The sequence below is a fragment of the Caballeronia sp. LjRoot34 genome (assembly GCF_964253815.1).
Lineage (GTDB): Bacteria > Pseudomonadota > Gammaproteobacteria > Burkholderiales > Burkholderiaceae > Caballeronia.
In genome coordinates, this window is sequence record NZ_CAXUSB020000001.1 from 4,180,259 (window position 1) to 4,205,751 (window position 25,493).

General features: G+C 62.2%; 22 protein-coding genes. 5 read left to right on the forward strand and 17 right to left on the reverse strand.

The features are described from left to right. Positions 1-85: 85 nt before the first annotated feature. From ACSQ36_RS18860 to flgB, 13 genes are all read right to left on the reverse strand, one after another. On the reverse strand, positions 86-1,201 hold the full coding sequence (locus ACSQ36_RS18860; RefSeq protein WP_436182983.1) for a Fic family protein: 1,116 nt from the start codon (positions 1,199-1,201) through the stop codon (positions 86-88). Positions 1,202-1,418: 217 nt separating this feature from the next. Then, positions 1,419-2,687, reverse strand: a complete 1,269-nt coding sequence (gene flgL / locus ACSQ36_RS18865) for a flagellar hook-associated protein FlgL (protein WP_213767901.1) — start codon at positions 2,685-2,687, stop codon at positions 1,419-1,421. 10 nt (positions 2,688-2,697) lie between these two features. Next, on the reverse strand, positions 2,698-4,650 hold the full coding sequence (gene flgK / locus ACSQ36_RS18870) for a flagellar hook-associated protein FlgK (protein WP_436182984.1): 1,953 nt from the start codon (positions 4,648-4,650) through the stop codon (positions 2,698-2,700). Positions 4,651-4,974: 324 nt separating this feature from the next. After that, positions 4,975-5,724, reverse strand: a complete 750-nt coding sequence (locus tag ACSQ36_RS18875; RefSeq protein ID WP_436183220.1) for a flagellar brake protein — start codon at positions 5,722-5,724, stop codon at positions 4,975-4,977. A gap of 411 nt (positions 5,725-6,135) precedes the next feature. Next, entirely contained in the window at positions 6,136-7,116 is a 981-nt protein-coding gene (flgJ, locus tag ACSQ36_RS18880) for a flagellar assembly peptidoglycan hydrolase FlgJ (RefSeq protein WP_436183221.1), read from the reverse strand. 57 nt (positions 7,117-7,173) lie between these two features. Further along, entirely contained in the window at positions 7,174-8,304 is a 1,131-nt protein-coding gene (locus ACSQ36_RS18885; protein WP_436182985.1) for a flagellar basal body P-ring protein FlgI, read from the reverse strand. 2 nt (positions 8,305-8,306) lie between these two features. Then, a complete protein-coding gene (locus ACSQ36_RS18890; protein ID WP_436183222.1) occupies positions 8,307-8,954 on the reverse strand; it encodes a flagellar basal body L-ring protein FlgH in 648 nt (215 codons plus the stop codon). Positions 8,955-9,041: 87 nt separating this feature from the next. After that, positions 9,042-9,830 carry a flagellar basal-body rod protein FlgG gene (flgG, locus tag ACSQ36_RS18895; protein WP_213767897.1) on the reverse strand — a complete coding sequence of 263 codons (789 nt, stop codon included), beginning with the start codon at positions 9,828-9,830 and terminating at the stop codon, positions 9,042-9,044. A gap of 23 nt (positions 9,831-9,853) precedes the next feature. Beyond that, positions 9,854-10,609: a flagellar basal-body rod protein FlgF gene (gene flgF / locus ACSQ36_RS18900; RefSeq protein WP_213767896.1), complete on the reverse strand. Its 756-nt coding sequence runs from the start codon at positions 10,607-10,609 to the stop codon at positions 9,854-9,856. Between the two features lie 33 nt (positions 10,610-10,642). Further along, positions 10,643-11,899 (reverse strand): flagellar hook protein FlgE, encoded by a 1,257-nt coding sequence (flgE, locus tag ACSQ36_RS18905; RefSeq protein WP_213767895.1) that lies wholly within the window; start codon positions 11,897-11,899, stop codon positions 10,643-10,645. A gap of 42 nt (positions 11,900-11,941) precedes the next feature. Continuing rightward, positions 11,942-12,676, reverse strand: a complete 735-nt coding sequence (locus ACSQ36_RS18910) for a flagellar hook assembly protein FlgD (protein WP_213767894.1) — start codon at positions 12,674-12,676, stop codon at positions 11,942-11,944. 10 nt (positions 12,677-12,686) lie between these two features. Further along, on the reverse strand, positions 12,687-13,112 hold the full coding sequence (flgC, locus tag ACSQ36_RS18915) for a flagellar basal body rod protein FlgC (protein ID WP_213767893.1): 426 nt from the start codon (positions 13,110-13,112) through the stop codon (positions 12,687-12,689). 53 nt (positions 13,113-13,165) lie between these two features. Then, on the reverse strand, positions 13,166-13,657 hold the full coding sequence (gene flgB, locus ACSQ36_RS18920; protein WP_213767892.1) for a flagellar basal body rod protein FlgB: 492 nt from the start codon (positions 13,655-13,657) through the stop codon (positions 13,166-13,168). Between the two features lie 341 nt (positions 13,658-13,998). On the opposite strand from flgB, the gene flgA reads away from it, so the two are divergent. The 5 genes from flgA to flhA all read left to right on the forward strand — a co-directional run bounded on the left by flgA (position 13,999) and on the right by flhA (position 20,198). Beyond that, positions 13,999-15,489 carry a flagellar basal body P-ring formation chaperone FlgA gene (gene flgA / locus ACSQ36_RS18925; protein WP_436182986.1) on the forward strand — a complete coding sequence of 497 codons (1,491 nt, stop codon included), beginning with the start codon at positions 13,999-14,001 and terminating at the stop codon, positions 15,487-15,489. Between the two features lie 190 nt (positions 15,490-15,679). Then, entirely contained in the window at positions 15,680-16,009 is a 330-nt protein-coding gene (gene flgM, locus ACSQ36_RS18930; RefSeq protein ID WP_436182987.1) for a flagellar biosynthesis anti-sigma factor FlgM, read from the forward strand. Positions 16,010-16,169: 160 nt separating this feature from the next. Continuing rightward, a complete protein-coding gene (locus ACSQ36_RS18935) occupies positions 16,170-16,613 on the forward strand; it encodes a flagella synthesis protein FlgN (protein ID WP_436182988.1) in 444 nt (147 codons plus the stop codon). A 238-nt stretch (positions 16,614-16,851) separates the two neighbouring features. Next, positions 16,852-18,099 carry a flagellar biosynthesis protein FlhB gene (gene flhB, locus ACSQ36_RS18940; protein WP_436182989.1) on the forward strand — a complete coding sequence of 416 codons (1,248 nt, stop codon included), beginning with the start codon at positions 16,852-16,854 and terminating at the stop codon, positions 18,097-18,099. Beyond that, positions 18,096-20,198 carry a flagellar biosynthesis protein FlhA gene (gene flhA / locus ACSQ36_RS18945; RefSeq protein WP_436182990.1) on the forward strand — a complete coding sequence of 701 codons (2,103 nt, stop codon included), beginning with the start codon at positions 18,096-18,098 and terminating at the stop codon, positions 20,196-20,198. The genes flhB and flhA overlap by 4 nt, the downstream gene beginning before the upstream one ends. 1,176 nt (positions 20,199-21,374) lie before the next feature. Here the strand turns inward: flhA and ACSQ36_RS18950 are convergent. The 4 genes from ACSQ36_RS18950 to ACSQ36_RS18965 all read right to left on the reverse strand — a co-directional run bounded on the left by ACSQ36_RS18950 (position 21,375) and on the right by ACSQ36_RS18965 (position 25,483). Then, the gene (locus ACSQ36_RS18950; protein ID WP_436182991.1) at positions 21,375-22,616 is read right to left on the reverse strand and encodes a cytosine permease; all 1,242 of its coding nucleotides are present in this window, start codon (positions 22,614-22,616) and stop codon (positions 21,375-21,377) included. Positions 22,617-22,644: 28 nt separating this feature from the next. Then, positions 22,645-23,037: an allophanate hydrolase-related protein gene (locus ACSQ36_RS18955; RefSeq protein WP_436182992.1), complete on the reverse strand. Its 393-nt coding sequence runs from the start codon at positions 23,035-23,037 to the stop codon at positions 22,645-22,647. A gap of 63 nt (positions 23,038-23,100) precedes the next feature. Continuing rightward, positions 23,101-24,060 (reverse strand): carbamate kinase, encoded by a 960-nt coding sequence (arcC, locus tag ACSQ36_RS18960; protein WP_436182993.1) that lies wholly within the window; start codon positions 24,058-24,060, stop codon positions 23,101-23,103. 19 nt (positions 24,061-24,079) lie between these two features. Further along, on the reverse strand, positions 24,080-25,483 hold the full coding sequence (locus tag ACSQ36_RS18965; protein ID WP_436182994.1) for an oxamate carbamoyltransferase subunit AllG family protein: 1,404 nt from the start codon (positions 25,481-25,483) through the stop codon (positions 24,080-24,082). Between the last annotated feature and the right edge of the window lie 10 nt (positions 25,484-25,493).

Below are 25,493 nucleotides of genomic sequence, written 5' to 3' on the forward strand. Positions count from 1 at the left end.
CTGCGTTGCTGCGGAATTGTCGCGGCATGGATTTGGATTCGGCCTGCGATCGAGGACGGACGGGACAACGGGAACGCGCAGGACTTCACTCAGCCAGTTCGTACGCCGTGCTGCGCCCGCCCGACACCGATCTGCGCAGCGCCCCCAACGCCACCAGTTCGCCGATGTCCCGTAACGCGGTATCCGGCGAACACTTCGCGATCACCGCCCACTTGCTGCTGGTCAGCTTGCCATCGAAACCATCCAGCAGCCGGTTCAGCAGCTTGATCTGCCGCTCGTTGAACGGCGCGTCAGCCCAGCGCTGCCAGAAACGCGTCTTGACCAGCACCGCGTCTACCGTGTGCTGGGCGTTGTCCACTGCGCGATGCAGCGCGTCCAGGAACCACGCAAGCCACGCGGTGACATCGAGCGATCCGCGCTGCGTCTGCTCAAGGATGTCGTAATAAGCGCCGCGCTCCGACTGGATCTGCGCCGACAGGCTGTAGAAGCGCTGCGGACTGCCGTCGGCGCGAGCGAGCAGCAAGTCGCCTATTGCCCGAGCGATACGGCCGTTGCCGTCGTCGAAAGGATGCCGCGTGACGAACCATAGGTGCGCCAACCCGGCCTTGATCACCGGCGCCACGGCCGAGTCCTGATTAAGCCAGTCGAGAAAACGCGTTATCTCGGCGTTGAGGCGATCGGCTGGTGGTGCCTCGAAATGAACCCGCTGACGGTCGATAGGACCGGAGACCACCTGCATGGCGCCGTTTTCGTCGTTACGCCATGCGCCGATCTGGATCCGTGACATACCGCTGAAGCCGGTCGGGAACAACGCCGCGTGCCACGCAAACAAGCGCTCGCGGGTCAGCGGGGCGTCGCAACGGGTGGTGGCGTCGAGGACCATTTCAACCACGCCCTCCACGTGCCGGTTGACCGGTGCAAGCGCGCCGATATCCACCCCAAGCCGGCGCGCGATAGACGATCGGACCGAATCCGCATTCAGCCTTTCCCCTTCGATCTCGCTGGTCTTGAGCACGTCCTCGGTGAGCGCGGCCAGACTCGCCTGATTGCGCAGGGTCAAACCGACATCGGCTAGCCTGCCGTGCAGCAATCCCTGGGCGCGACTGACCGCGGCCAGCGGCGCGGCGATCATCGACAGATCGTAGCGCCAGACCGGCCAGTCAGGATCCTCCCAGATAAAAGTCCATTCTCCGCGTTTCATGCGGTGATTATGAGGCGTAATCACCGCAAAGGGCAATTTATTCACCGCATTAAATGCGGAGAATAAGGCGGCTATTCACCGCATCGGTTCCCACACTGCGTTCAATGGGCATCGACATGCTCCCCATGACCCAATAAAAAGGGCCGCCCTTCAAACCGGCGGCCCAAAACACATCCTACAACCCACATCAATTCCTTCCCCGCTCGCCCCCCGGCGCTTAGCTGCTCAAATAGTTGAACAACGACATCTTCTGGATCTGCGCAAACGCCTGTTGTGCGGCCTGCAGCGAGTTCTGCGTCAGTTCGTACTGGCTGATCGCACTGACCAGATTGACGCTCACCAGGTCCGACAGGTTGCTGGCGGTCTGGGTCGAGGTCGTTTGCGTCGAGAGCTGCGTCGCCGAGACTTCCTGTTCGCGGCCACCCACGGCCGTCTGCGTCGTCAGCACGTTGTTGTACGTGTTGCTGATTTTCGAGCCCGCAGTGGTCAGCGCGTTTTGCAGCGTCGCCTGCCCGGCCGCCGTATCTGCCGGCTGTTTCAGTGCATTCACCAACGAATCGAGCGTCGTGAAAATGTCCGTATCGCTGATATTGCCGGTGTTCGCCGGCGCCACGGTGAACGTATCGCCCGATGCCGGCGTGCCAGAAATGGCAACGGTCTGCGAACCCAGCGTGATGTTGTCGCCGGCCGTATAAGGCGTCGGCGGGGTCACGGTCGTGGTTATGCCCGTCGCCGGATCTTGAGCCGTGACCGAATACGAACTGACTGTCGTGGGCGGCGTGCCGGTGGTCGTGGTCCCGAAGGTGATGGCGTAAGTCGACGAGTTGGCCGGGTCGCTGCTGTCGGTCACGCTGACCGGACCGATCGTGCCCGAACCCGTATTGGCGGCCGATCCCGCCGAAACCGGCGTGCTTTCGTTCGACGAAACGCTTTGGAATATTGCTGAACCCGGATCGGCTACGTTGATCGTGCGGGTATCGGAAATCTGCACCTGCCGCTGCCCGGGGCCGCCCGCGTAGGTCGCGCCAACGCCCGAGGCGTTGTCGACGAAAGGCTGCGAGCCGCCCTGGAAGCCGGCAAAGATGTAGTTGCCGTTGCTGTCGGTGGTGTTGGCAAGCGTCATCAGCGTACTGCGATAACCCTGGAGCTGGGTCGCAAGCGAGGTCCGGTCGGTGTCGTTGAGCGTGCCATTGCCGGCGTTCACCACCAGCGACTGGATGCTCTGCATCACGGTCGTCACGCTGGTGAGCGTGGCGTCTTCCTGCTGCAGTGAGGTCAGCGCGGACGACTGGTTGGTCGTGTATTGCGCGAGGTTGGACGCCTGCGCGGTCAGCGCCACGGCCTGCGCGGCGCCGAGCGGATTGTCTGCAGCGGTCTGCAAGGCCTTGCCCGATGAGATCTGCGCGTACATGTTGGCGAGCGATGCCTGCTGATTGCTCATCGTCTCGACGTTCATCGTGAAGTACTGGGAGCTGGAGATGCGCATCGTGAAAGCCTCAGTTGAAAATGCCGAGCAGCGTCGTGAACAGCGTGGAGGCGGTCTGGATGACCTTGCTGTTGGCCTGGTACAACTGCTGGTACTGAATCAGGTTGGCGGCCTCTTCATTCAGGTTCACGCCTGACACCGACTGCTGCGCCGACGTCGCCTGCGTGAGCACGGCGGTCGCCGACGTACTCGAACTCTCCAGATTGTTGGTCTGGTTGCCGATCTGGTTGACGTAGTTCGCATACGCGCTCGTCAACGAATCCGTGCCGCCGTTCAGCGACTTCGCCGACCCCAGATTCGCCATCGCGAGTGCATTGCTGCCGTCGCTGCTGCCGCCCTTGTTCGCGCCGATGGTGAAGGTATCGCCATTTGCCGGCGTGCCGGTGATCGTCGCGCTGACATTCGTGCCGTTGGATATGGTGAGGCCCTGGGCAGGGTCGTAGGCGAACGGCACGCCCGCCCCGACGGTCGTGCCGTCCGGCAACGTGACCTGCAGGTTCGACGTCATCTGCTGGGTGGTCGCGTTGTACGTCAGCGTCATGGCGCTCGGGATCGAATAACCCGCGGTCACCGTCGCCGCCGAGATGTTCGCGGTGCCAGCGTTGCTCGCTCCCGCCGATGCCACCGCCGGGGACGCCGCCGCGATTGCGGTCGGGTTCGTGGTCACCAGCGAGAAGGCGGCGAGCGCGCCGCTCGTCGGCTGGATGTTGAACGAATCGCCGGCCTTCATGGTGCCGCTCGCCACCGAGATATTCAGGCCCGCAATCGTGCCGCTGACCGCGCCGGTCGTCGGATCGGGCGTGATGGTGCCGAGTGACGCGCCGCTTGCGCTGTCGGTAAGCGTGTAGTTCGTGCCGTTGTAGGAGAGCGTGTAGTTGCTGCTCGGCGGCTGGGTCGGATTCGCAATCGATACGCTTAACTGAGCACTGCCCGTATTGCGCGCATTCGCATAAATGACCGGGCTGCCGGTCGAGAACAGCGCAGTGCCGGGATTGCCGTTCAGGTCCACGCCCAGCGCGTTTTGCTGGTTCAGTTGGGCGGCGAAACTGGTCGCGAGCGAACCAAGCTGGGCTTGCGCGGGATCGAGCGACTGACTGCGGAACGCGAGCAATCCGCCTACCGTACCGCCGCCGAAGGTAGAGTCCGGCAGATATTGCGTTTGCGCGGGCGTCTGCGGCGAACCGTTCGGCGATGCATACGCGATCGACAACTCGCTCGGGTCGGACGCCGACGTCACCGCCTGCAGTTGATACGCCGTGGTACCCGAGACCAGCGGCTGACCTGTGCCGATCGACACGTTGTACGCGCCGTTGACGGTGGTGACTTGCACGTTCGTCAACTGGCTCAGGTTCGATACCGCCTGATCCCGTGCATCGAGCAACTGGTTCGGCGGCTGCCCCTGTGCGCTCGCGGATGCAATCTGGCCGTTCAGCGTGGCGATCTGGTTGGTGTAGCTGTTGATCTGCGTGACCGCGCTGGTGAGCGACTGGTTGACGCCGGAGCGGAGCTGGTTGTAGTTCGCGGCGGCAGCGGTCATCTGGTTGACGAGCGATTGCCCGGCGCTCATCAGCGACTGGCGCGTCGACGTCGTGGCGGAGCTGTTCGCCACCGACTGCAAGCCGGTGAAATAACTCGTCATGCCGGCGCCAATACCCGTGGTCGGATCGCCCACGAGATTGTTCAACTGCGACAACATCGAGTAGTAGGTGTTCAGCGAACTGCTGTTGGACTGGGCGTTATTGAGCTGCGTGGTCAGGAACGAGCTGTATGAGCGCGCGACGGTCGCCGTATTGACGCCGGACCCCAGATAACCCGAGGTCGTGTATTGCCCCGACGCTTCCTGGTACACCGGCTTCTCCAGGGTGTAGCCGGGAGTTGCGGCGTTGCTGATGTTCTGTCCGGTGGTCGTCAAACCCCATTGGGCTGCATTAAGACCACTGACGCCGATATCGAATAGGGACATGCAAGGAATCCTGGTAAAGGCACGAAGCCCGGGCCGCCGCTGTTTGACGACAACTGGTGTATATCGGCCGATTGCAGAAAAAGTTGAATCCCGGCGCGGTGAATCGGAGCGCGGGTGAATTTCATCGCAAAGTGAGCGCCGTCCGGCTCAAGCCCCGATGAAATCCGTGCGCGCACTGCGCCATGACGGATTATTCAACGGCGTGGATCGGGGCAATTGGTGAAGCAGCGAGGAGATTGGGCGTCAGTTCGCCGGATGGACGGAGTACTGAAGAAGCGTTGAAGCGCGGGCGCAGCGAGCACGGGGCTCGCCGCCGTATCAAAGTTACCGCGCGAGCGACCGGCGTTTCATCTCGAGTTGGGTAATCAGGCGCTGCAGCGTGTTTTCGGCTGACCCAGGCAAGCTCATGAACTTGAAACCGAGCGTATAACGCAGATCGCCCCGTGTATTCACGGTCTGCCGGTTCGACATCAGTTGCAGGTCGAGCACGACCTTGCCCGGGTTGCTGAAGTGCAGTTCCACGGAATGCAGGATCAAGCCGACTTCCATCGATGCAACCCGCTCGTCCATGGTCCGCAGCGCAACGCCGCCCAGCGAGAGGTCGTTCACCTCAAAGCGAAAACGCTCGCCACTCGGCAGTTCGCCGCTGCAGATGTACGGATCGAGCACGGGCGCTTCCACGCGGAAATACTCGCGCCGCTGCATGTAGAACAACACCGGCGGAAAATCCGCTTCGAACGCCGGGCGCCCTTCGAAGGCGATTTCACGCGGCGTGCCGGTGGCGAATTCAACACGGATGCCGTCGGGACTCGCGTGGAACATCAGGTTTTCCGTGCGCAGCATGGCCTGGTTCTGCTCGGGGATGCCACCCCAATCGAAGACAAAGGTGCGCGCCGCCGGATTCACGTCGAGCAGGCGGGTAACGATCTGCCCCGTGCCGTGACCGACGGTCAGAAAATCGGCTCGATTAACGAGGTTGCGCAGGGAGACGCCGATTTCCAGCGGATTGCGCCGGCCGAAATCGGGAAGGTCGGACTCGTCGTCTGCGATGTCGGAACCGTTTGGCGGATTCATGTTCATGGTGCTTGCCGTGTTCGTTTGCTCGCTCACGTCACGATCCCCGAGACAGTTCGAGCGTCCAACCGGACCCGGTGGGTCCGGCACTTCGATGTTTCATTTAGCGGCAACCGGGATCGAATATTTAGGGTTGGCTGTAAAAAAACTTTCCTAATCCCGTATCCGGCGGCCGAAAACGTTCGCAAAGCGCGCAAATCGAAACGAACCAGCACGTTCTCTCTCCATTTCGATGCGTCCCGGCCGACTGCCGTCCGGGCGCACCATGCACCCGCTCCTCGCCGTCAGCCTGCATCGTCTTTTATTGCGACATTGGCCCCGTCGCTTTTCACACCTTACTCGTAATACGTTTCGTCCACTTATATTAGATGCGGCAAAAGGTGCGCCAGTTCGCACTTGGTCCGCATTCCATCAAGCAATGTGCCGCATGATCGAAATCAACTTTTTAGCGTATTGCGGGTCGGTTGCGTAGCCCGCTTTCTGCATTCCGTGCGCGAAACCGGCGGCATCGCGCGACGCTTCCACGACCGGCGCGTAGCGTGGATTGCTCTTGAGCACGCTGGCGTAGTCGGTGAGTGCGTCCTCGTACGAGTCGTAGGAGCGGAATTTTTCCACCACTTTCTGCGGCTTGCCGTTCACGTATTCCGTGGTCACCGCGCTCGTGGTCTTGCCGCTCCAGTCGCTGGTCGCCTTGATGCCGAACACGTTGTGGCTCGAGCTGCCGTCAGTGTTCTTGATCTGGCGCTTGCCCCAGCCGGACTCGAGCGCCGCCTGACCGATGATAAACCGCGCCGGAATCCCGGTCGCCGAGCTGGCGGCCTGCGCCGGCGCGGCGAGACGGTCGACGAACGCGGCGACCTTGTCCGAGCCCACACCGCGCGCGGGCGGCGTCAGCGCGCTGTCGGCGCTGTAACCGTTGCCGGCAAGCGATGCTTTCGACGAAGCCGTCGACGACCCCGCCGCATTCGCATACGCCTTCGCCATCGCGTTCATCGCGGCCATGTTGCCGGCGTTCGCGCTGGTGTCGCCGCTCGCGCCCGCGCCGTCCGCCGGCGTTCCCGCGCTGGCCCCGGCGTTGCGCATCAGTTGCTTGAGCATCATGTCGGCTACGCCAATGCCCTTCGCGCCCATGTTTTGCGCAAGCTGCTGGTCGAGCATCGACGTGAAAGTCGCGCTGTCGTGCGAATCGAAGGGACCGTCCGACGGCGTGGCGTCCCGCATGCTCTTGAGCATCATCTGCGTGAAAACGGCGTCGAACTGCTTGGCTGCGGCCTTCAACCCCTGTTGCGGCGCGGCGTTGGCCTGGGCGCGCATGGCGTCGAAGCCCTGCACGTCGAGCGCAAACCGGTTCGACAACGAACCCAGGCCGCTCCCCGTGTCGGTTGTATTCATTGCTGCGAGCGCGTTGCTTGTCGTACCGGTCCCGTTCGCGTTCATGACCTGTCGCCTTTAAATAATTTCAAGATCGGCGCGCAACGCACCCGCCGCTTTCATCGATTGCAAAATCGAGATCAAATCCGCCGGCGTCGCCCCGAGGGCATTCAACGCCTTGACCACGTCCGCGAGCGTCGCGCTTGCCGCTACCGACTTGAGCGCGCCCGTGTCCTGCTTCAACTGGATACTTGACTGCCGCGCCGCCACGGTTTGACCGTTGGAGAACGCGCCCGGCTGGCTCACGGCGGTCTGCGTGTTGATCACCACGGACAAGTTGCCATGCGCGACCGCGCAGTTCTGCAGCGTGACCATCTGGTTCATCACGATAGAACCCGTGCGCGCATTGACGATCACCTTCGCCGCGGCCTGCGACGGCCTGACATCGATATTCTCCAGCTGCGCCATGAACGACACCACTTGCGACGGGTCGCTCGGCGCGCGCAACTGGATCGTGCGGCCGTCGAGCGCGATCGCCGTGCCCATGCCGAAATCGTTGTTCACCGCCGCCACGATCTTCTGCGTGGTGTCGAAGTCGAGCGTGTTCAGTTCCATCGTCATGACGCCGCCGGCTTGCGTCACGGCCGCGGGCACGGCCCGTTCGACCAACGCGCCGCCCGGAATGCGGCCAACCGCAAGCTGGTTGACCTGGACCCGGCTGCCGTTGGCGCTGGCGCCCGCGCCGCCGACCGCGAGATTGCCCTGCGCCATGGCGTAAACCTGGCCGTCGGCGCCTTTGAGCGGCGCCATCAGCAGCGTGCCGCCGCGCAGGCTCTTGGCATTGCCGAGCGACGACACCGTCACGTCAATCGCTTCGCCCGGCCGCGAGAACGGCGGCAGCACAGCTGTCACCATCACGGCGGCGACGTTCTTCAACTGCATGTTCTGGGTGGTCGACGAATTCAGCGTAATGCCGAGGTTGCCGAGCATGTTTACCAAGCTTTGCGTGGTAAACGGCGTCTGGGTGGTCTGGTCGCCGGTGCCGTCGAGCCCGACCACGAGGCCATAGCCAATCAGCGGATTGTCACGCACGCCCTGGAACGAAACCAGGTCCTTGAGGCGCTCCGCTTGAGCTGCCTGCGGAAGTGCGGCAACGAGTGCGGCAACAAACGCCAGCGCAATGAAAGCGAAGCGAGGAATAAGTTTCATGATCAGAAGGGCGCCACGTTGAGAAAGAAGCGCTGCAGCCAGCCCATCTGCTGCGATTCATCGATATAACCCTTCGCCGAATATTCGATCTTCGCGTCCGCCACCTGGGTGGAAAAGACCGTATTGGTGCCGGAGATGGTCGTCGGATTGACGACGCCCGAAAAGCGCACGAATTCGTTGCCCTGGTTGATGAGCATCTGCTTCTCGCCGCTCACTTCCAGGTTGCCGTTGGGCAGAACACCCGTGACGGTAACCGTCAGCGTGCCGTTGAAGGTATTGGCCGCGCTTGCGCCGCCCGCGCCGTTGAAACCGTTGGAACCGCTGGCGCTCAAATTGGTGTTGTGGAACAGCCCGCCGAAGATGCCCGGCGTGACCGGTACGGCGAACGCCTCGCTGGCGTTACGCGCCGCATTCGCTGCCGATGACTTCGTCGCGTTGACGTTTTCGGCGATCACGATGGTGATGATGTCCCCGGTATTGCGCGGCCGCTGGTCCTCAAACAGCGGCCGTCCCGCGTAGCCCGCGTTGTAGATTGCGCCCGGCGATGCCGAATTGAGCGGCGGCGCCGGCGGGCGCGCGGTCATCGGCTGCTGGGTGATCGGCTCTTTGGGCACGAGGGCGCAGGCCGCCAAGGCGACCAGCGCCACCATCGATACGCTGAGAGTACGTGAAAATTGTGATGACATCTTCGTGATCCTTCGGAATTACGCTGCTGCGGGTGATGCGGTTGGTGCAACTTAAACCTGCATCTGGCTCAGCGTCTGCAGCATCTGGTCCGACGTGGTCACGGCCTTGCTGTTGATTTCATAGGCGCGCTGGGTCTGGATCATGTTCACCAGTTCCTGGACCACGTTCACATTCGACGCTTCCACGTACCCCTGCTGCAACTGTCCCGCGCCGTTCAAACCCGGCGTGACGACGTTCGCATTACCGGACGAAGCCGTTTCCGCGAACAGATTTTCACCGCGCGCGTCGAGGCCGGCCGGGTTGACGAAGGTCGCGAGCTGCAACTGGCCGACGGTTGTGTTGGCCGCATTGCCCTGCTGCGTCACCGTGACCGTGCCGTCCGAGCCGATGGTGATGCCAGTCGCGGTCGTGGGGATCGTGATGGCCGGGGTCACCTGATACCCGCTCGACGTCACGAGCTGGCCTTGCGCATTGGTCTGGAACGAGCCGTCGCGGGTGTAGGCGGTCGTGCCGTCGGGCATCGTCACCTGGAAAAAGCCGTTGCCGTTGATGGCGACGTCCTTCGAATTGCCGGTCTGCGACAGGTTGCCCTGCGTGTAGAGACGTTCGGTTGCGACCTGCTGCACACCGGTGCCGATCTGGCTGCCCGACGCCAGTTCGGTCTGTTGCGTGGAATTCGCGCCCGGCTGGCGGACGGTCTGGTACAGCAAGTCCTCGAACACCGCGCGCGAGCCCTTGAAGCCGTTCGTGCTGACGTTGGCGAGATTGTTCGAAATCACGTCCATCTGCGACTGCTGCGCGTTCATGCCGGTTGCGGCGATGTAAAGAGAGCGGTTCATGTCTTTTATCCTGGTACTGCGGATTAACTGAAGTCGAGCAGCTTGTCAGCCGCCTGGTCGTTCGTGCTGGCCGATTCGAGCAACTTGGTCTGCATCTGGAACTGGCGGGCGTTGGTGATCATGTCGACCATCGCGGCCACCGCATTCACGTTGCTGCCCTCAAGCGACGCGGGCGCCACCGTCACCGTCGGATCGGCGTCGGCGGGCTGGTTGTCGGCGGTGCGAAACAGGCCGTCGTCGCCGCGCGTCAGAGTCGCCGAATCGGGATTGACGAGCTTCAATTGGTCGACTATTGCGATCGATGTCGGCGGATCTCCCGGCATCAGCGCAGTCACCGTCCCGTCCTTGCCGATGGTGACCTCCGCGCCCGGCGGAATCGACATCGGACCGCTGTTGCCGATCACCGGCAGGTTGGTCGCCGTGACCAACTGGCCGTTGGCATCGACATGGAGATTGCCGGCGCGCGTGTACGCCTCGCTGCCGTCGTCGGTTTGCACCGACAGCCAGCCCGGACCCTGGACAGCGACATCGAGAGGATTGCCGGTCTGCTGGATCGGACCGGGCGTGTAATCGGCGGTCGGCGTGGACGACAGCACGAAAGTGCGCGTGGTCGGGTCGCCCGACGCGCTGTTCTCGAAGTTCATCGGCACCTGTCGAAACGCGGAAAGCTGCGCACGAAATCCCGTCGTCGATGCATTCGCGAGGTTGTTCGCCGTGACGCTCTGCTGCTCGAGCGCCTGCGCGGCGCCGCTCATCGCGGTGTAGATCAGACGGTCCATTTATGACTCTCTCGTGCGCGGCGTGGGCGGCTCTTACAGGTTGATGAGCGTCTGGTCGACGGTTTGCTGGGTCTTGATCGTCTGCGCGTTCGCCTGGTAATTGCGCTGCGCCGTGATCAGGTCCACGAGCGAGCTGGTCAGGTCGACGTTCGAGTTTTCCACCGCGCCGCCTTGCAGCGAGCCGTGGTTGGTCGAACCCGGCACCGACACCTGCGCGAGGCCCGAAGCCGCGGTCTGCTGGAAGTTGTTGCCGCCAAGGTCCTGCAAGCCATTCTGGTTGGCGAACGTTGCCAGTGCGATCTGACCGAGCGCCTGCGTCTTGCCGTTCGTGTATGTGCCCGTCAGCGTGCCGTCCGGGCCGACCGAAAAGCCCGCCAGTTCGCTCGACGAATAGCCGTCCTGGCTACTGCTCACGAGGCCGGTTGTGGCGCCGTACTGGGTCGTGCCCGCGAATGACATCGACATGGTCTGCACGCCGCCGGTGTTGGACGCGCCATCGGGAATCGCAAAGGAGAACGGCGTAATGCTGGTGGCGGGCGGCGTCGGGATCAGGTTGCCCGACTGGTCGAACGAGACCTGGCCCAGATCGCCGGCCACGCCGGTCGACGTGCCCGTGACGGGGGTGTTGTCTGCGCCGGTGGTCGCATATGCTTCCCATGAACCCGTCGCCTGCTTGACGAAGAACACGTTGACCGGATGCGTGCCGCCGAGCGTGTCGTTGACGTTGATCTGGCTGGTGGCGCTATAGGTATTCGCGTTGGTGGGATCGAACGGCGTCTGGGTCGGGAGGGCCTGCTGCGAATTCAGGTTGAACTGAAAACTCACGTTCTGGGTGGCCGACGGCGGCAGGTTCGAATTCGGCACGACCAGCGGCACGGTGCCCGAGCTGTTGATCACGCCCTGCGCATTGGCGGCATAGCCCATCAGCGTCTGGCCGGCGGCGTTGACGATCGTGCCGTTGGACGCGAGGTTGAACACGCCGTTGCGCGAGTACACGTTCGCGCCGTTACTCGACATCTGGAAGAAGCCATTGCCGTTGATCGCGACATCCAGCGCCTGGCTGGTCGTGGTGATCGTGCCCTGGCCGAACTGCTGCTGCACTTGCGACATCTGCGTGCCGATGCCGATCTGGTTGTTCACCGAGGTGGCCACGGAGTTCGCGTACATATCGGCGAATTGCGCCTGGCCTTGCTTGAAGCCGACGGTGTTCGCGTTGGCAATGTTGTTGCCGATCACGTCGAGATCGTTCGACGCGCCGGACAAACCCGATAAACCTTGTTGGTAACCCATGACGGTCTCCGCTTCTAGAAGAATGCGCTAATGAATAAAGGCTTAGAGAATCGATGCAATGCTGGTCAACGCGACCGTCTTGCCGCTCGTCAACAAGACGCCCGTGGTGCCGTCGGCCTGCTGCACCACGCTTTGCACCTGCGAGGAGGACAGCGCGGTCGCCGTGGCCGCGGCGCCGTTGATCGTGCCCGCCGCCGTGATGGTGTACGTGCCGTCGGGCAGCGTCGCGCCGGTCTTGTCGGTTGGCGTCCAGCCCGAGATCGGCACCGTGCCTGCCGCCTGCGCCCCGAGGTCGATGGTCTGCACCACCTGGCCGGCGCTGTTCGTGATGCTCACCGTCATGTCGCTGAGCGCGTTGGCCGTCTGCGCGCCGAAAGCGCTGGCCTTGCCGCCGCTCACGGTCATGGTGTTGCCCGGCGCAAGCACGGTCGCACCGATCAGCGATGCAGCCTGTGCCGACTGTCCCGCCGACAATTGCGTCGCAAGCGAGCTCAGCGACGTGTTCAACTGGCCGATGCCCGACACCGTGCTGATCTGCGCGAGTTGCGAGGTCATCTGCGAGCTGTCGGTCGGGTTCGTCGGATCCTGGTTCTGGAGCTGCGTGACGAGCAGCGTCAGGAAGGTGTTCTGCAGGTCCGCCGGCGACTGCGCGCCGGTCGCGCTGGAGCTCGAGCTGGCCGACGATGAACTCGATGAACTCGACGTGCCGTTCATGGTGTTCAGCAGCGTCTGCGACATCGGCGTGCCGTTGTTGCCGATCGAAGTATTGGTTGTCACGGGGTTGTCCTCAGGTTCCGATCGTCAGGGTCTTAAGCATCAGCTGCTTGGCGGTATTGAGCGTTTCCACATTCGCCTGATACGAACGAGACGCTGAAATCATGTTGACCATTTCCTGCACGGGATCGACGTTCGGCAAGGTCACGTAGCCGTCCGGGTTGGCTGCAGGATTGGTCGGGTCGTAGCTGGTTTTCATCGGCGTCGGGTCGTCGATCACGCCCGTCACCTGCACGCCGCCCACTTGCTGGCCGGACGCCGTGCGCGCGCCGCCGAGCGGATCGACGGCGAATACCACCTGCTTCGCCTTGTACGGCTGGCCGTCCGGGCCTGTCGTGCTGTCCGCGTTCGCCAGGTTCGAGGCGGTCACGTTCAGGCGCTGCGCCTGCGCGGACATCGCCGAACCGGCAACGCTGAAGATGTTCATCAAAGAGGGCATTGCTTCTCCTCGTTAGCTTGGCTGCCGCGCGCTGTGCGCGTTCAGTGTTCAGTTCAGTTCGACGTGATCGCGGAAAGCATCGTCTTGATCTGCGACGACACCACCGTCATGCCGGATTCGAAATGCAGCGCGTTGTCCGCGAACTGGACCCGCTCCGAATCCATGTCGACGGTATTGCCGTCAAGCGCCGGCTGGCTCGGAATCCGGTATGCGAGACGGCCGTAGTCGTCGGTGCTGCCACCGCTGGCGGTAAGCGTGGTGTTGCCGGACATATGTCCCGCCGATGTCGTCGCGAGCGCTGCGCCGGTCGACACGCTCACCGGTTGCGCCATCTGCAGCGGCGCGGTGCCGGAAGCCGTGGTGTTCGCGGCCGCGCCGGTCTTTTTCAGCGCGCCTGCGAGGGCGCTGGAGAAATCGACGTCGCGTGCCTTGTAGCCCGGGGTATCGGCGTTCGCAATATTCGACGACAACAATTCCTGCCGGTACGCGCGCACATCCAGCGCTTCACGGCCAAACGCAAATTCCTGGTCGAGCTTGTCCAGCATGGCGGTCCTCCTTCAGCTTCGGATCTTGTCTGCGGTGCTTCGCATGTCTTCACGCGTTTCGCGGCCAATGGCGCCGGGCAATCGAGCAAGCGCCGGGTTGTCATCGGTCATCGGCCATTGGCTATCGAAGACTTTTGCATGAGACGAATATTAGGAGGGAGACGCAAGATGCAATCAGACGAATAACAGGGAAAGCCGGCCTCTATTCGACGCTTGCCTTTAGCCGCCGAAATCTAGAATTCGTCTCGTGAGTTGATCTTTTGAGGAATTCACCGACTTTGGATGAGGGGTTGCCCGTTTTTGGTTGGCCGGATTTGCTGGATTTGTTTGGGAGAAACACAATGCACAGCTTCACTGCGCCTGCTCGCAAGCCGGCGGTTCATCGCCTGGCCGCGAACGGCCTGGTGAAAGCCCGCGCTCACCTGGCTCGCCGTGTTGTGCCGAGCGCTCCAGTTGCGCTCTGCGTGCTTGCATTGGCTCTCATGACGGCAGGCGTGACAACGGCGCGCGCGCAGGATAACGGCGGCACGATCATGATTGCCGGTCCCGCCGAAACCAATCCGGCGGCCGTCGTGACGATGGCGAAAGACGCCGGCATGACAGTGGACGCAAGTGCGAGCCCGCCCACGAGCCCCGCTCAGCCGGTGCGCACCTCGCGTCCCGCGGGTTACGCCGCGGCGGCCCATGCAGCCGATGCCGCCATGCGTGCCGCCGCGCAGGCACTCGATGCCCACGCCGACGCCGCCGATGCGTCCTCCTCTTCCGCCGACACCAGCGGTTTCATCGTGATTCCCGGGCCGGGCGAAGCAAAGACAGCAAAGCCCACGGCGACGGCTACGGCGCCCAGGCTGGCGATGACGCCGAGCCGGAGCGCAGCGGCATCGATCAATGCCCCCGATGCCGGCGCAATGATCGAGATCCCCGGTAATGGCGAGCCGAAAGCGCCTGCCAGTATCAGTAACGTTGGAAACATCGCCGCCGATACCCTTCCCCGCGTCACCACATCCTCGCGCGACGTAATGCCCGTGGTTGTCGCGACGGACGGCAGCGCATCGGCCCAGGGCACCTCGCGAGGCTTCCAGGTGCGGCCGATCGCGGCTGCGCCTGCCACGCCGGTCGCCGGCATGATGCCCGTTTCGATGCGCACCGCCGCGCCCATCCGCGCCCCGCTCCAGCCTGCACCCGCGATGGCCGGCGCGCCCAACCAGCAGACGCAGGACGGTGACTCGGTGCGCGCCGCTGCGCTCATCTTCCTGACCCAGCAGGCGGCGGGGTTACCCGGCAAGGCCGACATCACCGTTACGCCCGTCTTCCCGCGCGGCCTCGCGGCCTGTTCGACGCTCGAGCCGTTCCTGCCGGCGGGTTCGCGTCTCTGGGGCCGCACCACCGTCGGCGTGCGTTGCTCCGGCGACCGGCCGTGGACGCTCTACCTGCAAGCACGCGTCTCGGTAATGGCCACGTATTACCTTGCCGCCCGCGCGGTTGCGCCCGGCGAAGTGCTCACCGCTGCCGACCTGATTCCCCGCGACGGTGATCTCACCAGCATGCCGCAAGCCATTGTCACGGACCCGTCACAAGCCGTCGGCGCGGTGACGTTGTCGCGGCTCGCGGCGGGCCTGCCGCTGCGCACCGACATGCTGCGCGGCGCCGGCGCCGTGGTGATCGGACAGAGCGTGCGCGTGGTGACCGCCGGAACGGGCTTTTCGATATCGGCGGAAGGCAGCGTCATGAATAACGCCGCGCCGGGTCAGCAGGTCCGCGTCAAAACGGCCGGGGGACAGATCATTTCCGGCATTGTGAAGGACGGCTCGACCGTGGAGATCCAGCTTTGAAAAATGGTCCGGAGGCGCCCTATGTGGGTTACCCCTCACCTGTTTCAAATTGTTGCAATTCCTTATCGGGCTTATCCGGTAAGGCTGAGCGGAAGATAGAGCTGACTGGCGCGTGGTCTGGGCGGCGGGAGGGTTAAAGTTTTTACGTAGGTCCGCCGATAAAGGGATCACATCGTCAGGGAAGACCATCGTGAAAATCGATACCAGCAACACCAGCCAGATCGCAGCTTTGCAGGAAGCTGCACAACAACGTACGGCGCAAGCCGACGCGCAAGCCACCAGCACGACCGGCGGCACGGCCAGCAGCACCGGCGGCTCGAATTCGACGGTGAGCTTGTCGGCGTTATCGACGGATTTGCGCACGTCGGGCACGTCCGACATCGATACGGCGAAAGTCGCGTCGATCAAGGCCTCGTTGAACGACGGCAGCTACAAGGTCGATTCGGGCAAGGTCGCCGACGGCATGCTCAGCAGCGCACGTGAACTGATCCAAACGAACACCCCGCCGGCCGGCGGCTGAGCATAACGGCTACGTGTTGCAGGCGACGCCCAGAGCGAGCCCGCAGCACATGGACGATAGGTTTCAGATAGACGCATCGTTTCCACGATGCAGCGCCGGGCGGCTTTTTTTGACCTTGGCACCGCTATGAATGCGGGCCGGAGTTTTTAGCGAGTCGCCCATGAAAGACGCCCTGCTTGCCACTGTTATCGACGAAACCGCTGCCGTCCAGGCGTTCGAGTCGCTCCTTGCCCACGAAGAAAAAGCGCTCATTGCGGCCGCGCCGCTCGATACGCTGCCTTCGATCATCGAACAAAAAACCGCGTTGACCGAGCAGCTTGCCGCACTGGAACGCCAGCGCGACGAGCAACTTGACGCGCTCGGATTGCCGAAGGGTTTTGCCGGCATGGAACAAGCCGTTACCGGCGACGAAGCGCTGGCCTCGCATTGGCAGGAATTGCTCGCAGCGGCGGGACGCGCGCGGCAAGGCAATAACACCATCGGCGTGCTGATCCGCTCGCGCATGGAATACAACCGCAATGCGCTTGCCGCGTTGACCATGGCGCCGCCCAAGTCGTCGTTCTATGGTCCCGATGGCCGCGTGCCCGGGATCTACGGGGTGTAAAAGCGGTTCTGCCCGACCGATTCAAAACACTGTACTGCGCGCCGCTTCCCACCCTGGGACCGGCGCATTTTTCATTTTGTTCGGCCGCGCGTGGTTTGCGCCGATTCCATCGCCCGAATTACCCCGGTTTCTCCACCCTGATCAAGCAATGGCCGCTTGCTGCTTTTCGCAATAATCGCTGCAGTGGATCGATGCGTCAGGGTTTCGTTGAAGCCCCGCAGGACTGGAGCACAGCGAAGTGGCAGAAGAGAGCGACGTCGAAAAGACCGAATCAGCCACTCCCAAGCGCCTTGAAAAGGCGCGGGAGGAAGGTCAGGTCGCGCGCTCGCGGGAACTCACGTCGTTCGCCCTGCTGGCGGCGGGATTCTTCGGCGTCTGGGGAATGTCCGGTCCCATCAGCCAGCATATGCAGGCCCTCTTGCGCGGCGCGTTCACGTTCAATCACAACACCGTTCTCGATACCAACCAGATGCTGATTGGCGCCTCCGCGGCAAGCAAGGAAGGGTTCATGGCCCTGCTGCCCGTGCTCGCGCTGACGGCCCTGGCCGCCGTCGCCGCACCCATGGCGCTCGGTGGCTGGCTGCTCAGTCTCAAGCCCATCGCGCCTAATTTCGGCCGCCTGAACCCTATCAGCGGGCTTGGCAAGATCTTCTCGGTGCAAGGACCGATTGCGCTCGGCATGTCGATCCTGAAGACCCTGGTGGTCGGTGGACTCGCCGGCTGGGCGATGTGGAGCCGCAAGGAGGAAGTGCTGGGCCTCGTGGCGAAACCGCTGAACCTCGCGCTCGCCGACACCATGCATCTGCTCGTGGTGTGCTGCGGCATGGCGATCGCCGGACTGTTCCTCGTCGCCGCAATCGATGTCCCCTACCAGCTCTGGACGCACGCGAAGAAGCTGCGCATGAGCAAGGAGGAAGTGAAGCGTGAGCATCGTGAAAGCGATGGCGACCCGGCGGTCAAGGCCCGCATTCGTGCGCAGCAACGCGCCGCTGCCCGCCGCCGGATGATGACCGCGGTGCCCACCGCCGACGTGATCGTCACCAACCCAACCCACTTCGCCGTCGCACTGAAATATGCCGATGGCGAAATGCGCGCGCCAAAGGTCGTCGCGAAAGGCGTGAACCTCGTGGCCACGCGCATCCGCGAAATGGCGCTCGAACACAACATACCGCTGCTCGAAGCGCCGCCGCTTGCCCGGGCGCTCTATCACAACGTCGAGATCGATCGTGAGATTCCGGGCGCGCTGTACGGCGCCGTGGCGCAAGTGCTGGCGTGGGTGTACCAGTTGCGCAAGTTCAAGAAAGAAGGCGGCACGAAGCCGGACGAACCCGAGAACCTCGAGGTTCCTCCCGAACTCGATAAAGGCGGCGTCCCCGAATCAGAAGCCGATCAGGAAGCCGCCGAGGCGTTCGCGGCTGAACAAGCCAGCAACGGCCCCAATGGCACTAATGGCCCAAATGACCCGATGAAAGGAAGCACAGCATGAACGCGCGCGCCGGATTTTTCTCGAAGCGCCCCGACGCATTGGGATCGCAGAACTTGCGGGCCCTCGCCGGGCCGGTGCTGATCTGCATGATCCTCGGCATGATGATCTTGCCGTTGCCGGCCTTTTTGCTCGACTTGCTGTTCACGTTCAACATCGCGCTGTCGGTGATGGTCCTGCTGGTCAGCATGTACACGCAGAAGCCGCTCGACTTCGCCGCGTTCCCCAGCGTGCTGCTGTTCTCCACGCTGCTGCGTTTGTCGCTGAACGTGGCGTCCACGCGGATCGTCCTGCTCGAAGGCCATACCGGTCCCGACGCCGCCGGCCAGGTGATCGAATCGTTCGGCCACTTCCTGGTGGGCGGGAATTTCGCGGTCGGTATCGTGGTGTTCGTGATCCTGATGATCATCAACTTCATGGTGATTACCAAGGGCGCGGGCCGGATTGCCGAAGTGGGCGCGCGCTTCACCCTCGATGCCATGCCGGGCAAGCAGATGGCTATCGATGCCGACTTGAACGCCGGCCTCATCAACGAAGACCAGGCGCGCAAGCGCCGCTTGCAGGTCGCGCAGGAAGCCGAGTTCTACGGCTCCATGGACGGTGCGAGCAAGTTCGTGCGCGGCGACGCGATAGCGGGCTTGATGATCATGATTATCAACATCGTGGGCGGCTTGATTGTCGGGATGCTCCAGCACGACATGGACTTCGCGCACGCGGCCACGAACTACACGCTGCTGACTATCGGCGATGGCCTCGTCGCGCAGATTCCCTCGCTGATCATTTCGACGGCAGCGGGTGTGATCGTGTCGCGGGTGGCGACTGAAGAGGATATCGGCACGCAGCTGACGGGACAGCTATTTAATAACCCGCGCGTGTTGATGATTACTGGCGTGATCATCGGAATCATGGGTCTGATTCCCGGCATGCCGCATTTCGCCTTCTTGCTGCTGGGCGGCGGTCTGATATACGCGGCACGTTCGATGAACCAGCGCATCCAGGCGAAGAAAAAAGCGTCCCTGGTCACCGACGTCGTACCCACCGCCGCCGCACCGATCGAAAATACCGAAGCGAGCTGGGACGACGTCGCGATGATCGATCCGCTCGGGCTCGAGGTGGGGTATCGGCTGATACCGCTGGTCGACCGGAACGCGGATGGCGAGTTGTTGAAGCGGATCAAGGGTATCCGCAAGAAGTTCGCTCAGGAAATCGGTTTTCTGCCGCCGGTGATCCATATTCGCGACAACCTGGAGTTGCGTCCGAATGGTTATCGGATTGCGTTGAAGGGCGTGGAAGTGGGCGTAGGGGAAGCATTCCCGGGCCAATGGCTTGCGATCAACCCGGGGCAGGTTTCGGCAACGCTGCCGGGGAATCCGACACACGATCCGGCGTTTGGTTTGCCGGCGGTGTGGATCGATACGAGCCTGCGTGAACAGGCGCAGGTGTACGGCTACACCGTAGTCGATGCCAGCACGGTCGTGGCGACTCACCTCAACCATCTGGTGGTCACGCACGCGGCCGAATTGCTGGGTCGTCAGGAAGTGCAGGCGTTACTGGAGCGCATTGGCAAGGACACGCCTTCGTTGGCCGATGATCTGGTGCCGAAGACGATGGCGCTGACTACTTTGCAGAAGGTGCTGCAGAATTTGCTGGAAGAAGGTGTTCCTATCCGCGATATGCGCACGATCCTGGATGCATTGCAGGAACATGCACCGAAGATATCCGATGCATACGACCTGACGGCGGCGGTACGACTTGCGCTGGGCCGTGCGATCACGCAGCAATGGTATCCGGGGAGTGGCGAGTTGCAGGTGATGGGACTGGACCCGGCGTTGGAGCGCGTGTTGTCGCAGGCGCTGGCGACGGGGGCGAATCCGGGGCTGGAGCCGGGCTTGGCGCAGACGCTGTTGAACTCGACGCAAAATGCGATTCTGCGTCAGCAGAACATGGGATTACCGCCGGTGCTTTTGGTGCAGCATGCGTTGCGCGCCATGCTTGCTCGTTTTCTGAGGAGGAGCTTGCCGCAATTGAAGGTCCTGTCGTATGCGGAGGTGCCGGATACGCGGAACATCAAGGTGATGAATTTGATCGGGGCGCAAGGGTAAGGAGGGGGTTTGCTGGCGCGCGGTCTGGGGGCGGGTCTTATGGGTGGTGATTTTGGTGTTAGTGGGTGGGGCCAGTGCTGGGTTGCTAGGTTCTGGGGTCAGCGGTCGGGGTCAGTGCCAAGGTGGTGCTTTTGGCGTTAGCGGTCGGAGTCAATGCCGGGTTGCTACTTTCGGCGTTAGTGGTCTGCGAGAGTCGGATTTTCTCTTTATCACTATTAGCCACTGTGCGTGGCGGCACGTCATTTCTTTGTCCAAAGCGACAAAGAAACGAAGCAAAGAAAGCGCTTTAACCGCTCTACCCTAAGTGTCCACAGCGTGCAGTTTTCATTCATAGGTGCCCCAAAAGCACGGTGCTCGCCAGAGCCACGGATGTGTGAAACCCTCCTTCTCGCGAATCCTGACACGAACACGCTTCGCCCCGTACGCTCTCGGGCAAGCACCATTGCTAAGGAACCCGCACGGCCCTACGGGTATTTATGGCCGCGGTTTTTTGACGGGTTAGCTACCTGGTCCGTGCGACCGTATTCATAGGCCACAGCTTCATGCGTGTTTGTGTTTACTGCCTCAGTTTTTGTGAATTGGCTGCGCGTTCTGTACAGCTATTTTCGTCGGTTACAGCCGCCCGCATCTTTGCGGCTTCGTTTCTTGGCGGGTTGGCGACAAGGTTCGAGGCGCATACATATTTGGAGGGAGGTTATCCGCGGATAGCGCGGGGTGAACCTTGGGCAGGTTCAATCACTGGTGGCGAAGCGTGTGGGTATCGGTGTTCGGAGAAGGAGGGGTTCACACATCCGTGGCTCTGGCGAGCACCGTGCTTTTGGGGCACCTATGAATGAAAACTGCACGCTGTGGACACTTAGGGTAGCGTGGTTTAAAAGCGCTTTCTTTGCTTCGTTTCTTTGTCGCTTTGGACAAAGAAATGACGTGCCGCCACGCACAGTGGCTAATAGTGATAAAGAGAAAATCCGACTCTCGCAGACCACTACCGCCGAAAGCAGCAACCCGGCATTGACCCTGACCGCTAACCCCAGAACCGACCACCCCAGCGATGACCCCGCCCACTAACCCCAGAACCTGACACCCTGGCATCGACCCCGGCCCACCAACCCGAAAACCCACCCCCAGCCCACCAAGCGCCAGCGCCCCCACCCGAGTGCGAACGAAAACCAATTCCACTTAAAGCCGCGAAGCGACCCCCCGCAACCGCGTAACCCGGCTAAAAATCGCATAACAAGCACACGCGACAATAATCGAATCAAGCGACGGGATGCTCGTGAAGGAAAAAACGCCCTTCACCGTCATGAACCCGACCAGCGACCCGATGATCCACGCAACGAACGTAAGCACCTTCACTTGAGGATCAGTAGTGAGCAAGCGCGCGTCATACCCGCCTCGCCGATAAAGCAAAAAGTCAGCGATATAAATCCCAGCCACCGGCGGCGTCGCGATCCCCAAAAAAAGCAGGAACGGGATAAACCACGCCATGATGTCCATGCTCCCGACAATGACCGCCAGCACGCCCAGCGCGACAGTAATCTGCCATTTCGGAAACCGCGTGAACAAGGTCGAAACGACCAGCGTGCCTTGAAACATATTCCCGGCATTCCCCGTTACGGTCGCAAAAATGAGCAGCAACGCAGCCGGCAGCACGGCCCCAAACACGGCCATCGCGCCGAGCAAGGAAGCTTTCCCTGATATGCCGCTCGGCGTGGCGCCCGCCCAATACAACAACGGATAAGCGATCAGGAACGTCAGCACCGCGCCAATCAACGCATGCTTGCGGTCGTGAACGAAACTGCCGAAATCCGGCAGCGTGGCCACCAGCACAATAATCGTCCCGACAACAGTGGAAACGGCCACGCCGGTATTCATATCGGTGAATCCGGCTGGCACCGGGACCATCCCGTGCGCCGCGACATAAACGCAATAACAAAGCATCAACGCAATGACAGGTATGGCGAACTGAGCCACCTTCCCAAGCAGTTCGAAACCAAACGCTGTAGCGGCCACAAAAATCACGCAACCCACCGCAACCAGCAATGGCACGGGTATTTCAAAGCCCTGCTGCGCCAGCAGATCGTGAACCGAATGCCCAAACATATTCGCGGTCACGGCGATCCACCCGAACAAACTGATCGCGAGCAGGATGTTGATGGCGATCGCCCCTTTTTCGCCGAACGGATATTTGACGATACCGTAGGTTGGCAGCCGCGCCTTCTCGCCGACGCAAATCGTGATCGCGGAAAGGATGGTCAGGATGATGCCGCCGATGACCACCACTTTGATCAACGCCAGACTTGATAACTGGCTCCCCAGACTGGAGGAGGAGAGTAAAACCGGCGTAATGGCAATGCCCAATAAAATCATGGCAATGCGGTACCCGGGCGCCGTATTCGGGCCTTCGTCAGTGTCGCGCATACAAATGTTCCCCGGAGGTTTCGAACGGTCAGGCGGAATGGAAATGGCCGGTATAGGCACGCCAGCTTCCGTGCGCGGTGATGTCCTTCTGGTTTTCAACCAGCCAGGGTTCGGCCAGCACGCCCAACACCTGATTGCCGTCGCGAAGCGTCACCTTGCCGATCGCCAGACCCGCCGGTTCGCTCAACAACAAAGCGGCAAACGACGCGAGCGGCAATTCCCAGACCTCGAGCGCGACAGAGGTTCCGCCGGCTGCCACGCGGATCATTCCCGGATGACGATCGCCAATGCTCCAGAGCCGGTAATGCGGATCGGTGTGATCTTCACGCAAGAACACGCCGCCCGCCGCGGTCATGTTGCCGTTCAGTTCGAGCCCGCGCATGAGCGTGCCGTTGACGGCCAGCAAAGTAGTTTTGTTCATCTGTCTGCCTTCGTTCTTCAATGAAATTCGTATTGCTAAGTTAAATTCACACGACACGAACCGCTATTGCGTGATCCACGTCCCGGTCTTGCGATCGAGCGCACGCTTGATCGCTTCCGGACTGGTAATCAAGCCTTTGCCGTGTCCGCCATGCGACCGGCTATGGGTAACGAATCGCATGATTGCTTCCACTTTGGGCAGCATGCTTCCCGCGCCGAACTGATCTTGCGAGATCAATTCCTGCGCTTCGGCCAGGCTCAGCGTGTCGAGCCAGCGCTGTTCCGGCTTGCCGAAATTGATCGCCACCTGTTCAACGCCTGTGGGAATCAGGAGGAGATCGGCACCCAATTGTTCGGCGAGAAGCGCCGAAGCCAGGTCCTTGTCGATGACCGCTTCCACACCCGAGATCTGATGGTGTTCATCGACCAGAACCGGAATGCCGCCGCCGCCGCACGCAATCACCACGCACCCCTGCGCAAGCAACGTCGCGATCACCTCCCGCTCCATGATCTCCAGTGGCTGAGGTGACGCCACGGTCCGGCGCCAGCCTCGTCCGGCATCCTCCATCAGCGTCCATCCGAGTGACTTTTGGCGCTGCAGCGCAGTGGCTTCATCGAGGAAGGCGCCTATTGGCTTGCCCGGTTTGAGAAACGCCGGATCGTCGCGGCTGACACGCGTCTGGGTCACAACCGTGACCACTTGCCGATGAATCCCGCGACGCCGCAACGCGTTGCTCAACGCCTTTTGAAACATGTAGCCAATAGCGCCCTGCGTATCGCCGACGGCGTAGTCCAGGGGCACTGGCCGGACTTCATCGGCGGCGAGTTCGGAGCGGCGCAGGATGAAACCGACTTGAGGTCCGTTGCCGTGCGTCAGCACCAGATCCCATCCGGCCTCGATCATGTCGGCAATGTGCCCCGCACTTTCGACGACCGCGTCATATTGATCAGGAATACTATCGTGTTGATCGTCGCGGATCAGCGCGTTGCCGCCGACCGCGACAATTGCCAGAGGCTTGGTCATGATGCGTGTCCCGTATGGTTTAAACGTATTCGGCGAGCGCGCGAATCGCTTCGATGAAACCCGGCATCGGCGCCGTGGTAATGCCCGCGCCAATCTGCCCGACGCCAGCCTCCTTGTGCGCAATCCCGGTATTGATGATCGGCAGAATGCCGCGATCAACCACCTTGCGGGCATCGATACCCGCGGCGGTCGGCGCGAAATTCAGCGCGGGAAGCGTGAACGCGGGATTGCCGCCCAGCGTGATGGCCTGCATGCGACGGCTGTTGCTGGTGGCGTCCGCCGGCGTGCCGCCCACGAACTTGACAATCGCCGGCGACGACGCCATGGCGAAGCCGCCCACGCCCGCCGTCTCGGTGATCGCGCTGTCGCCGAGATCGGCTGCGGCGTCTTCCACGCCATAGCCCGGGAAGAACAAACCTTCCACGGGATTGGCGGGCGCCTGGAACCACCGGTCGCCCGTGCCGGACATGCGGATACCGAAATTCACGCCGTTGCGCGCCATGACCGTGATCATTGAACTGAAGGGCACGTTGTGGGCTGCATCGGTCATGGCCTTGCACGCGGCCATCGAGAGATTCAGGAAGAAGTGATCGTTGCCGACAATGAACTCCGTCACGCGCTGAATCCGCTCGATCGGCAATCCAGTCGATAGCAACGCGGGAATCAGGCGCTTGATCAGGAGGCCGGTGGCGGCCGCATTGCGGTTATGGACTTCGTCGCCCATATGCAGCGCCTGCGCCATCATCGGCTTCAACTCCACTTCGCCCAGCACCTTTAATGCGGCCTTCAAAGCCGGCGCGAGTTCTTGCGTCATCCAGTGCAGGCGGTCCAGGACTTCGTGGTTATTGGCGCCGAAACGCAGCACCTTGCCGAGTCCTTCGTTGAAGTTGCTGAAAGCCCGCCGGCCATTTGTTTTGTTCTCGATCACCCACAGCGGCATGGACGGGCTGATGATGCCCGCCATGGGGCCGACCGCCCCGTAGTGGTGGCACGGCTCGAAGTCGATCGCGCCATCCGCCGCCAGGCGCTCGGCGGCTTCGTGGGTCGTCGCCCATCCCTCAAACAGGATCGCGCCGACAATCGCACCCTTCACCGGTCCGCACATATCGGCCCAGTCGATCGGCGGCCCCGCGTGGAGGATCAGCTTGCGATGCGCCATCGCGCTGATCGCTTGCGCTGCGCTCATGACATCGACGAGCACGGGCTGAGCCGCGAGATACTGCTGGAACGCCTGGACGTTGGCCTGCTCGACCAGCGGATGGCGAATCAGCGATGCCAGCGCCAGTCCCGCGTCGACATCGCCGAGAGCGGGCGGCTGCCAGCGCAAATCGGTGACGTCGCCGCCGGCTAGCGCCAGGTTATCGGCGAAACTGCTCAAGCCTGCATTCACCACGGTCAGTGGCTGGTTAAATAGCGTGTTCATCATGGTCCCG